General features: G+C 68.3%; 13 protein-coding genes. 8 read left to right on the plus strand and 5 right to left on the minus strand.

Going from position 1 to position 9,839, the window contains the following annotated elements; all coding sequences use genetic code 11:
- A partial coding sequence (locus E1261_RS39810; RefSeq protein WP_132414934.1) for an epoxide hydrolase family protein occupies positions 1–1,014 on the plus strand: 1,014 nt, incomplete at its 5' end.
- Here E1261_RS39810 and E1261_RS39815 read toward each other — a convergent pair.
- Positions 989–1,969 (minus strand): alpha/beta fold hydrolase, encoded by a 981-nt coding sequence (locus E1261_RS39815; protein WP_132414935.1) that lies wholly within the window; start codon positions 1,967–1,969, stop codon positions 989–991. The genes E1261_RS39810 and E1261_RS39815 overlap by 26 nt on opposite strands.
- 54 nt (positions 1,970–2,023) lie before the next feature.
- Here E1261_RS39815 and E1261_RS39820 point away from each other — a divergent pair, with 54 nt between their 5' ends.
- Positions 2,024–2,596: a TetR/AcrR family transcriptional regulator gene (locus tag E1261_RS39820; protein ID WP_132414936.1), complete on the plus strand. Its 573-nt coding sequence runs from the start codon at positions 2,024–2,026 to the stop codon at positions 2,594–2,596.
- Here the strand turns inward: E1261_RS39820 and E1261_RS39825 are convergent.
- Positions 2,530–3,066 carry a GNAT family N-acetyltransferase gene (locus E1261_RS39825; RefSeq protein ID WP_238176733.1) on the minus strand — a complete coding sequence of 179 codons (537 nt, stop codon included), beginning with the start codon at positions 3,064–3,066 and terminating at the stop codon, positions 2,530–2,532. The two genes, E1261_RS39820 and E1261_RS39825, sit on opposite strands and share 67 nt — an antisense overlap.
- Positions 3,067–3,139: 73 nt before the next feature.
- Between E1261_RS39825 and E1261_RS39830 the strand changes: the two genes are divergently transcribed.
- Positions 3,140–3,625: a winged helix-turn-helix transcriptional regulator gene (locus tag E1261_RS39830; RefSeq protein WP_132414937.1), complete on the plus strand. Its 486-nt coding sequence runs from the start codon at positions 3,140–3,142 to the stop codon at positions 3,623–3,625.
- Here E1261_RS39830 and E1261_RS39835 read toward each other — a convergent pair.
- On the minus strand, positions 3,622–4,449 hold the full coding sequence (locus E1261_RS39835; protein ID WP_132414945.1) for a helix-turn-helix domain-containing protein: 828 nt from the start codon (positions 4,447–4,449) through the stop codon (positions 3,622–3,624). The genes E1261_RS39830 and E1261_RS39835 overlap by 4 nt on opposite strands.
- Positions 4,450–4,642: 193 nt before the next feature.
- On the opposite strand from E1261_RS39835, the gene E1261_RS39840 reads away from it, so the two are divergent.
- The gene (locus E1261_RS39840; RefSeq protein ID WP_132414938.1) at positions 4,643–5,473 is read left to right on the plus strand and encodes an SAM-dependent methyltransferase; all 831 of its coding nucleotides are present in this window, start codon (positions 4,643–4,645) and stop codon (positions 5,471–5,473) included.
- A 66-nt stretch (positions 5,474–5,539) separates the two neighbouring features.
- On the opposite strand, the gene E1261_RS39845 is transcribed toward E1261_RS39840, so the two are convergent.
- Together E1261_RS39845 and E1261_RS39850 are read right to left on the minus strand one after the other, a co-directional pair.
- Positions 5,540–6,622, minus strand: coding sequence for an RICIN domain-containing protein (locus E1261_RS39845; RefSeq protein ID WP_132414939.1), 1,083 nt, complete (start codon positions 6,620–6,622; stop codon positions 5,540–5,542).
- 99 nt (positions 6,623–6,721) lie between these two features.
- Positions 6,722–7,291 carry a helix-turn-helix domain-containing protein gene (locus E1261_RS39850; protein WP_238176735.1) on the minus strand — a complete coding sequence of 190 codons (570 nt, stop codon included), beginning with the start codon at positions 7,289–7,291 and terminating at the stop codon, positions 6,722–6,724.
- Between the two features lie 54 nt (positions 7,292–7,345).
- Between E1261_RS39850 and E1261_RS39855 the strand changes: the two genes are divergently transcribed.
- From E1261_RS39855 to E1261_RS39870, 4 genes are all read left to right on the plus strand, one after another.
- A complete protein-coding gene (locus tag E1261_RS39855; RefSeq protein WP_132414940.1) occupies positions 7,346–8,026 on the plus strand; it encodes an AzlC family ABC transporter permease in 681 nt (226 codons plus the stop codon).
- A 112-nt stretch (positions 8,027–8,138) separates the two neighbouring features.
- A complete protein-coding gene (locus E1261_RS39860; protein ID WP_132414941.1) occupies positions 8,139–8,453 on the plus strand; it encodes an AzlD domain-containing protein in 315 nt (104 codons plus the stop codon).
- Between the two features lie 18 nt (positions 8,454–8,471).
- Positions 8,472–9,116, plus strand: a complete 645-nt coding sequence (locus E1261_RS39865; RefSeq protein ID WP_132414942.1) for a hypothetical protein — start codon at positions 8,472–8,474, stop codon at positions 9,114–9,116.
- Positions 9,117–9,818, plus strand: a complete 702-nt coding sequence (locus E1261_RS39870) for a tyrosine-protein phosphatase (protein ID WP_132414943.1) — start codon at positions 9,117–9,119, stop codon at positions 9,816–9,818.
- Positions 9,819–9,839: the final 21 nt, after the last annotated feature.

Below are 9,839 nucleotides of genomic sequence, written 5' to 3' on the forward strand. Positions count from 1 at the left end.
GGTGGGGTTCCGGCCGACTATCTGCGGTGGGTGGTTGAGCGGTGGATCGAGTTCGACTGGCGGGGGTGGGAGGCGCGGCTGAATGCTCATCCGCAGTTCGTGACGCGGATCGACGGGCAGGACGTGCATTTTCTGCACGTGCGGTCGGCGCAGGCGGATGCGCTGCCGTTGGTGTTGACCCATGGGTGGCCGGGTTCCGTCGCTGAGTTCCTGCCGGTGATCGGGCCGCTGACGGATCCCGCGGCGTACGGCGGGGATCCGCGCGATGCCTTCCACGTCGTCGTACCGTCAGTTCCGGGGCATGGGTTCTCGGTGCCGCTCGAGTCCGGCTGGAACCATCAGCGGATCGCGCGCGGATGGGCCGAACTGATGCGCCGCCTCGGCTACGACCGGTACGGCGCTCAAGGCGGGGACACCGGATCAGTCGTGTCACCGTGGCTCGGGGCGGTCGACCCGGAGCACGTGATCGGCGTACACATCAACGGTGGGCTGGCGTTTCCCGACGTACAGGCTGATGATCTCGAGCACCTCAACGAGGTCGAGCGGGAGCGGCTCGCTGCGGCCGAGCGGCTGCGTGCCGTTGGGACCGGGTACGCCGAACTGCAGGGGACGCGGCCGCAGACAATCTCGTTTGCACTCAGCGACTCACCGGTCGGCCAGCTCGCCTGGATCCTGGAGAAGTTCTGGGAGTGGACGGACCCGGCAAAACCCTTGCCACACGAGGCTGTCGACCTCGATCACATCCTGTTCGACGCGTCGATCTACTGGTTCACCAACACCAGCGCGAGCTCCGCGAACCTGTACTACGAGGGTCGCGGCGAACCCGCGCCGCCGCGGACCGGCGTACCGACCGGGGTGGCGGTCTTCCCGACCGATCCGGCGATCCGGCGGGTGCTGGACCGCCGGCACCGGATCGTGCACTGGTCGGGGTTCACCCGCGGTGGTCATTTCGCGGCGCTGGAGGCACCGGATCTGCTGGTCGACGACATCAGGAAGTTCTTCCGTGGGTTGTGAGGAAGGCCTGGAGATCGGCGGCGAGCTGGTCGGGATACTCGCCGTTGATCGCGTGTGAGGCCTCCGGATAGAACTTCACCGTCTTGTTCTTCAGCGCACGCTCGGCCACCTCGCGCGCCTTGACCGGGTCGTGCATCACCGACTTGCCCGCGATGATCGCGAGTACCGGCATCGTGAGGCCGGCCAACTGCTCCTCGGTGATCCGGCCGGGTTGCGGCTGCCGGATCGTGTAGTTCTTCATGCCGGACTCGATCATGTCGGCGACCGGGACCTGCTCGACCGGAGCACCACCGGCCGTGTACGAGTTGAAGCTGTCACGCCACGAACGCGGCAGCCACTTGACCGCGGCCGGGAGCGACCGGATCACGGTCTCGGCCGGAATGTCGCCGTACACGATGGCCGGTTCGAGGGTGGTCAGGGTCGCGATCCGATCAGGACGCCGTACGGCGAGGTTGGTGGCGGTCCAGCCGCCGATCGACAGGCCGACCACGTTGAACTGCTTCGCCGGAAGCGCGGCCAGCGTTTGGTCGAGCCAGGCAGCCTTGTCCTCGGCGCTGGTGATCGGGCGGTTCTGGATGCTCAGGCCGGGCTCGCCGAGGAGGTCGAGCGCGTAGACATCGCCGAGCTTGAGCAGCGACGGCATGTTGTCGGCCCAGACCGGCGTACCGGATGAGGTGCCCGGTAGGAGGACCAGCGGGTGGAACTTCTGCTGGGCACCGGCGAAGCGATAGACCCGGACGAGTCCGTAGTCGGTGCGGACATCGAGCGTCGCGGCCGGCTTCGGCATGTCCTGCATCGACTGCCCGTACTTGGCCAGGTAGTCCTCATATCCGGACGCACTGTTCCAGTGCCCGACCGGCGACGGCGTCCGCAGAACGAAAACGCCCGCGAGCACCAGAGCGCCGATAACTCCGAGCACGATCAGCAGTCGCCGACGGCGTTTAGGCTTCACCATGATGTCTCTCCTAACCGCTTGGTAGGTAATTCCACCATAGGGTAAGTTGAGGTCATGCGCGAACGGACCTTCACCGAGCAGGCCCGGCGGACCCAGCTGATCGACGTCACGGTCGAGCTGGTCGCCGAGCACGGCTACCCGGCGACCTCGCTGGCCCGGATTGCGGAGGCTGCCGGGATCACCAAGGCCGCGGTGCTGTACCACTTCCCGTCGAAGAACGCGCTGGTCGAGGCGGCCTACACGCACGTCCTGACCGCACTCGTCACCACAGTCGGTACGGCGGTCGACGCCGCTGCACCGGCCGGTGGGCCGGCGGCGTACGTGCGGGCGATGGTCGGGCATCTGCGCGTCAATCCGCGGCATACCCGGATGATCATCGAGGCGATGGTGAACGTGACGCCGGAGTTCGCCTCGGCCGAGCGGTGGTCCGCCGTTGCCAACCTGCTCACTGCAGCCCGAGCGGCGCGAGGTCTAGAGGGGGTGGTCGATGTGCGGACGGCGGCCCTGGTGATCGGGGGCGGGGTCGACGCGATCGTGTCCGAGTCCCTGACCGATCCGGATTACGACACCGCGGCCGCGGCCGACGTACTGGTTGCTGCCATCGAGCGGGCCTGGCTGACCGACTGAGACGGGACCCGCGCGGGGGCGTGGAACATCAGCAGCGAGCCGTCGCGTTCGACGGTGGCATCGGGCCAGCGGCGGCGGATCATCCGCAGGCTGGCGTCGTTCGCGGAGCTGACCACGAACAGGAAGTGGGTCGCGCCGGACGCGATCGCGTCGGCGGCGGCGATGGCGAGCATCCGGACACCTAGGCCGCGATGCTGCTCGGGATCGCTGATCACGGCGGCGAGCTCCGCCGTACCGGGGCTGCCGACGGCCCACGCCCACATCGCGTGGCCGACGACCGCGTCGTCCCGGGTGGCGACCCAGGAGGCGCCGCTCGGGCAGAGCATCCGCAGCAGCAGGGCCGGTCGTGGTGGGCGGCCGACGCCGGCCTGGAAGCGGAAATAGAGGCTGAGGTCGGACAGTCCGGTCAGCATCAAGGCGAGTTCGTCCAGGTCGGCTTCCCCTGCGCGACGGATCGCGGGGGACCTCACGAGCTGAGTCTGATTCACGGATTCAGCCTGACTGCACTTGGCTAAGTCTGTCAAGCAGACTTATCCTCGAACCATGAGCACGCGGGTTCCGGAGGCGATGGCCTTCTCGACGCAGAACTGCACGATCTCCCGGACGATGGAGATCCTCGGCGACAAGTGGACCTTCCATGTGTTGCGCGAGCTGTTCGTCGGCGTCCGCCGGTTCGAGGACATCCGGACCCGGTCCGGGATCCCGCGGCAGGTCCTGACCGATCGGCTGGCCGCGCTGATCGAGCGCGGCGTCCTGCGCCGGCACCCGTATCGCGAACCCGGCCAGCGCGAGCGGTACGAGTACCGCCTGACCCAGGCCGGTCTCGACCTCTACCCGGTCCTGGTCGCGATGATCCAGTGGGGCGACCAGTACCTCCCGACCGAGGGCGGTCCGCCGATCGAGCCGCGCCATCGCGACTGCGGTGAGCACGTGAGCGTCGTGCTGAGGTGTGAGGCCGGCCATGAGCCGGAGCCTCGCCAGGTCGCGATCCTGGCTGGTCCAGGTGCCTTGCTCCGAGAAGCCAGTTAGATCGCGTCGATGGCCGCGCGGATCAGCTCCTCGGTGGCCCGCGGCTGCGCGGCGGCGATGGACAGTGCGTCCATCGTGACGATGTACGCGTCCAGGTCCTCGCGCTTGTCCAGGTAGACCGCACTGGTCAGGTGCTCGATGTAGACGATGTCGTTCAGCTCGGCTTCGTTGAAGCGCAGCAGCGTGAACGCGCCACCGGTCGCGGTGTAGCCGCCCTTGCCGAACGGGATGATCTGCACCGTCACGTTGTGCCGCCGGGCCTGCTCGATCAGGAACTCGAGCTGGTTCCGCAGGACCGTCTTGCCGCCGATCGGCCGGTGCAGCACGGCCTCGTCGATGACGGCCCACAGCCGGGCCGGTCGCTGCCGGGTCAGCACCTCCTGACGGCGCATCCGCAGGGTGACCAGGCGGTCCTGCTCGGCGCGCGGCAGTGGCTCGTCCAGCCGGCCGAGCGCGATCACTGCGCGAGCATATTCGGGGGTCTGCAACAGGCCGGGGATGAACTGGAGCTCGAAGGCCCGGATCAGGTCCGCGGCCATCTCCAGGCCGAGGTAGGAATGGAACCAGTTCGGCGTCAGGTCGTCGTACCGCTGCCACCAGCCGGGGTCGTTCGCCTGCCGGGCCAGGCTCAGTAGCCGGTCCCGCTCGACCTCGTCGTCGACCTTGTAGAGCGTGAGCAGGTCGTCGACGTCGCGCACCTTGAAACCGACCCGGCCGAGCTCGAGCCGGCTGATCTTCGACTCCGAGCCGCGGATCGCCCAGCCCGCGTCGCCGCGGCTGATCCCGGCGTCCTCGCGCAGCTTGCGCAGGTGTGAGCCCAGCATGATGCGCAGGGCGGTGGGCCCGCCGTACGCCGGTTCCGTCACGCCTCGCCTCCTGAGATCTGTGGGTCGTCAGGGATCATTTCACAACCACGCGCGACGTGGTCCAGGACGACCCGCGTGCACGACGTGTTCACCGGGCCCTACTGTCAGTAGAGTTCCCTCATAGCTCCCGACAGACAGTGATGAGGTTTGTATGCCCGACTCCAGCAAGGCTCCCAGTTCGGTTCCGGTCGGGGTGGACACCACCAGGGCCAGTATCGCCCGGGTGTACGACGCCTTCTTGGGCGGCAAGGACAACTACGAGGTCGACCGCGAGGTACTGCGTGGGGTCCAGGCCGCCGCGCCGCAGGCCCAGGACCTGGCCTGGTCGAACCGGAACTTCCTGATCCGCTCGTGCCGGTTCCTGGCCGGCCAGGCGGGCATCACGCAGTACCTGGACTGCGGATCCGGTCTGCCGACCGCCGAGAACACCCACCAGGTCGTGCAGCGGATCCAGCCCGACGCCAAGGTGCTCTACATCGACAACGACCCGGTGGTGCTCGCGCACGGCCGCGCGCTGCTCGAGGAGAACGAGAACACGCTGTTCGTCAGCGCCGACATCTTCGAGCCGGAAGAGGTGCTGAGCCACCCCGAGGTGCGGAACTTCCTCGACTTCAGCCAGCCGATCGCCGTGATGCAGGCCGGCACGCTGCACCACTACATCGGCTCCGAAGGTGCGCAGATCATGCAGGGGTACGTCGACGCGGTGGTGCCCGGGTCATACACGGTGATCTCGCACTTCTTCGACCCGGAGACTCCGGAGCACACCGAGGTCGCCCAGAAGATGGAGGACAAGTTCATCCACAGTCCGATGGGCAGCGGCAGGTTCCGCACCCGCAAGGAACTGATGGAGTTCTTCCCCGGCCAGGAGCTGGTCGCCCCAGGCCTGGTGCTCTGCGACGACTGGTGGCCGGACGGCCCGCGGCTCAAGCCGCTGAACCAGGTCGAGGAGTGCATCGTCGGCGCTGTCGGCCGCAAGCTCTAGCCAGGCAGTAAGTCTTAGTATGGCGGCTGCGCCCCGGAACTGTGCGTTCCGGGGCGCAACGCGTTCTCAGCTCGGCAGCGTCCAGCGCTGACCGGCCGAGTTGTTGCATGCAGCAACGGTTACTGCGTTGCCGAGGGACGCCGGGGCGGTCAGGCACTTGCCGTTGACCCGGAGCGAGCCGTCACTCGCGAGCGTCCATTGCTGGTTGGTACCGCCGTGACAGCTGTAGGCGATGACGGTTCCGGCCTGGGTCGCGCTGGCGTCGAGGCAGCTGAACAAGGCGTGCAGCGTGTCGTTCTCCGCGTGGACCCAGTTCTGGTTGTTCCCGCCGGTGCAGTTGTAGAGCAGGACCGTCGTACTGTCGGTGCCGGAGATATCCAGGCAGCCGCCGCTGCCGCGGATCTCACCGGAGGACGAGTTGCCGATCCCGTTCTCCTGAACGGCGGTCGAGCCCGAGATCGTCACCTGGCTGTCGGCCGCGCAGCCGCTGCTCTCTGAGCTGCCGGTGAAGCGCGCCGTACTGCTGCCGCTGGTCGGTAGTGGCATGGTGAGTTTCGAGTACGGCTCGTCGTCGCAGGTGGCCTTGCTGTTGTTCCAGTCGAAGTACTCGGTCCAGCTGACCATGCCCGACGTACTGATCCGGTTGCCGTCACCGGTCTGCAGGCTGCCGAGTTTGAACGCCGTACCGGCGGTCAGGTCGCGGACGGTCACGCCGTACCAGCCGCTGCCTTCGTCGGCGATCGCGAAGGCGTAGGTGTGGCCGGCGACCGGGGTGCGGTCGAGCCGGCAGCTGCCGCCGGTGCCGTCTTCCTGGAACTTGATGCAGTAGGTGCCGGCGTCGCCGGCGCGCCAGGCGGTGGAGTTCCAGAGCGAGTAGATGAACATGCCGACGCCGTCGCGGTGGGTCTGCAGGCCGGTGTAGCCGCCGACGCTGCCGGCGGTGAAGCCGAACTGGTTGGCCCAGTAGACGTTCGCGCGGCCCGGTGACGCGTCGATCGTCATCCGGAACTCGGCCTGGGACAGGGATGCCGTGTCGAAGGTGTAGTTCACGTAGGTGCCGGGTGTGACCCCGATGGCGTGCGCCGGCAGGGGGAGCAGCGCGGCGGTGAGTGCGACCAGGGCGCAGAGCAGTAGGGACTTGAGTTTCATCGGACCTCCAGGGCGAAGTGGGCGGACTTCGATTCAGGAGCGCTCGAGGTCGATGATGCGCGGAAGTGCGCGGACTTGTCCAGAGGTGAGCAGTTAACGTTACACGTGCTCGGAAATGAGCGTTGCGATCGTGTGCTCTTCCAGGCTGCGGAAGATGTGCGGGAGGTCGCCCGGGTAGGAGATGTAGTCGCCGGGGTGCAGCTCGACCGGCTCGTCGGCCGGGCCGATCAGCGCGCGGCCGGTGCCGAGGATGACGTGCTCGACGACGCCCGGGTTGTGCGGGTCGGACCGGCGTCCGGGGCCGGGACTGACCTCGATCCGGTAGATGTCGCGCCGCGCGTACGGCGGGCTCGACGCGACCAGAGTCGCGCTGTACTCGGGGTTCTCGGAGTAGAGCACTGGTCCCTCGCCCGCCCGGATCACCTGGACCTTTGGCCGTGGTGGGTCGAGCAGCGTGGCGAACGGCGTATCGAGGGCGACCGCTAGCGCCCACAGCGTCTCGACGCTCGGGTTGCCGGTGGCCGACTCCAGCTGGGAGAGCGTCGACTTCGCGACACCGGCCCGCTTGGCCACCTCGCTGAGCGAGAGGCCGGCGCGCGCCCGGTGCCGGCGCAGGGAGGCTGCGATCACATCCAGTGGGGCCTTGTTGTCCATCCGTGTTCGCTCCATCGGTACGATCGTTCGGGTTGACGAACGGGCGGTCTCGTGTTCATCATAATGTCCATGCGTTCGATCTGGCGAACACTCGACCCTCGGCTAGCCCGCGATATCGGCCTGGTCTGCCTGGCCGACGGCGTTGTCGGCATCTCGTACGGCGCGATCAGCGTCGGTGGCGGTCTGCCCTGGTGGGTGCCGGTGCTGCTGTCGATCGTGGTGTTCGCGGGGGCATCGCAGTTCCTGTTCGTCGGGATCGTGGCCGCTGCCGGCAGCCCGATCGCGGCGATGATCGCCGGCCTGCTGGTGAACACCCGGCACGTCGCGTTCGGCCTGGCCCTCAGCGACGAGATCGGGTCCGGCTGGCGGCGCTGGCCCGGCAGCCACCTGATGACCGACGAGAACGTTGCCTTCGCCATCGGCCAGGACGATCCGCGGCAGCGCCGCGCGGCGTACTGGGCTGCTGGGATCGGCATCTTCATCTGCTGGAACCTCGGCACGCTGGTCGGTTCCGCGGCCGGCTCGGTCATCGCCGACACCGACGTCTTCGGCCTGGACGCAGCCTTCCCCGCAGTCCTGCTCGCGCTCGTCCTCCCCGCCCTGCGCGACCGCTCGACCCGTACGGCGGCCTTGGTCGGAGTCGTCGTCGCCCTGGCCACCACACCGTTCCTGCCCGCCGGTCTACCGGTCCTGTGCGCCCTGACCGGCCTGCTCTTCTACCGCGCCCCGGTTCTGGAGGTAGCCCGATGACTCTGCATATGCCACGCTCCGCGCGGCGGTCCTGGGGCTCTGATCCCAGCCCTTCCCTCGTCGCTCCAGTCGCTGCGCTCCCTTCGCTCCTCAGTCCAGGTCTGGGCGCCCCATGACGGGCTTGTTGGCAGCCATTGCGATCCTTGCTGTCGGCACCTTCGCGTTGCGGTTCGCGGGGCCTGCGCTGCGCAGTCGGTACGAGATCCCGGAGCGGGTCCAGGGCCTGCTCGCGGCCGCGGCGATCGTGCTGCTGACCGCACTCGTCGCCACGGCCGCGCTCACCGACGGCACTGGTTCGGCCGGCATCGCCCGACCGGCCGGCGTACTGGTCGGTGGCATCCTCGCCTGGCGCAAAGCCCCGTTCGTCCTGATCGTCGTGGCCGCCGCCGCAACAGCCGCTGGACTGAGACTCCTCGGCGTTCCCTAAACGGGTTAACGTGCTGCCATGAGCAGCTCATCCGCCCAATCGGCTGCGCCGCGACGAACGCTGATCTGGGTCGGGATCGGATGTTTCGTGGTCGGCCTGGCACTCACGGCGTTCTTCGTCGTGCGGATCGTCACGACCGCGCCGGCCTCACCCCAACCGGTCGGTGAGAGCCAGACGCCGGTGACGCTGGAGGAGAAAGGGCTGACGATCTACTCGTCGATCCCGGTGCTGGAGGTGCCGTGCCGGGTCAAGGACGCGCAGGCGGGCGACGTGGCGATCGTGCAGTCGCGGAACACCGAGCAGATCACGGTCAACAACGAGAGTTGGTACGTCGTCGCCCAGTCGCAGGACGCCGTACCGGCCGGGGAGTACATGGTCAGCTGCACCGACAAGGAGACCAGCGCGACCTATGCCGTCGGCCCGCGGAGTTCGGTGCTGGCGTTCGTCCTGTCGATCTTCGGCGCGATCGGCTCGATGCTGATCTTCGGAGCGCTCGGAGCCGTCCTGCTGACGGTCGGCCTGGTCAGGCGCCGGCGGAAGCCGGTCGGCCGGGTTCCCGGCTACGCGCCGCCACCCGGGACGCCGGCCCCGCCGATGCACTCGCACCCGGCACCGCCGCCGTACCGGCCGGGGCCGAATCCCGACCGGCCGCAGGACCGCTGAATGGATCTCGACTGGCCCGGCTGCCGCAACGTCCGCGATGTCGGCGGCTTGCCCACGGCCGACGGCCGCACGATCCGGTACGGCGTACTGATCCGTTCCGAGAGTCTGCAGTATCTGACGCCCGAGGGCGTTGCGGCGGTACGGCGTTCCGAGGTCAGCCGGATCCTCGATCTGCGCAGCGACCGTGAGGTCGGGGAAGCGCCGACACCGTTCACCGGATCACCGATCGCGGTCCGGCAGCTGCTGGCGGATCCGGCCGATCCGGAGCACGGGCAGCCGACGATCATCGCCGCCTGCACCTGGATGCTGGACCGGCGGCCGACGTTGTTCGCGGCCGCGGTGAAGGCGATCGCGGACGAACCCGAGGGCGCGGTCGTCGTGCACTGCCACGGCGGCAAGGACCGCACCGGCATGGTGGTCGCGCTGGCCCTGAGCATCGCCGGCGTCCCGCGCGACGAGATCATCGCCGACTACTACCTCACCCAGTCCCGGCTGGCCCCGTGGCTCGCAGAACAACTAGCCGCCGAACCCGACACCACCAAACACCCCGAGATGATCGAGTTCCGCGACACCCGGGCCGAGTCCCTGGTAGCCATCCTGGCCCACGTAGACGAGGTCTACGGAGGCCCCGAGCCCTACCTCCGCCACGGCGGCCTAACCACCGAAGACCTAACCCGCCTCCGCCAACGCCTAGTCGCCTAACCCCACCACCCCCACCAACCC

It is taken from the genome of Kribbella albertanoniae, from assembly GCF_004348455.1.
Lineage (GTDB): Bacteria > Actinomycetota > Actinomycetes > Propionibacteriales > Kribbellaceae > Kribbella > Kribbella albertanoniae.

Bases quoted from the DNA above. Each gene is read 5' to 3' on its own strand.
- E1261_RS39815 (WP_132414935.1), bottom strand. From the start codon at position 1,969: ATGGTGAAGCCTAAACGCCGTCGGCGACTGCTGATCGTGCTCGGAGTT.
- E1261_RS39820 (WP_132414936.1), top strand. From the start codon at position 2,024: ATGCGCGAACGGACCTTCACCGAGCAGGCCCGGCGGACCCAGCTGATC.
- E1261_RS39830 (WP_132414937.1), top strand. From the start codon at position 3,140: ATGAGCACGCGGGTTCCGGAGGCGATGGCCTTCTCGACGCAGAACTGC.
- E1261_RS39835 (WP_132414945.1), bottom strand. From the start codon at position 4,449: ATGCTGGGCTCACACCTGCGCAAGCTGCGCGAGGACGCCGGGATCAGC.
- E1261_RS39840 (WP_132414938.1), top strand. From the start codon at position 4,643: ATGCCCGACTCCAGCAAGGCTCCCAGTTCGGTTCCGGTCGGGGTGGAC.
- E1261_RS39845 (WP_132414939.1), bottom strand. From the start codon at position 6,622: ATGAAACTCAAGTCCCTACTGCTCTGCGCCCTGGTCGCACTCACCGCC.
- E1261_RS39850 (WP_238176735.1), bottom strand. From the start codon at position 7,291: ATGGAGCGAACACGGATGGACAACAAGGCCCCACTGGATGTGATCGCA.
- E1261_RS39855 (WP_132414940.1), top strand. From the start codon at position 7,346: ATGCGTTCGATCTGGCGAACACTCGACCCTCGGCTAGCCCGCGATATC.
- E1261_RS39860 (WP_132414941.1), top strand. From the start codon at position 8,139: ATGACGGGCTTGTTGGCAGCCATTGCGATCCTTGCTGTCGGCACCTTC.
- E1261_RS39865 (WP_132414942.1), top strand. From the start codon at position 8,472: ATGAGCAGCTCATCCGCCCAATCGGCTGCGCCGCGACGAACGCTGATC.
- E1261_RS39870 (WP_132414943.1), top strand. From the start codon at position 9,117: ATGGATCTCGACTGGCCCGGCTGCCGCAACGTCCGCGATGTCGGCGGC.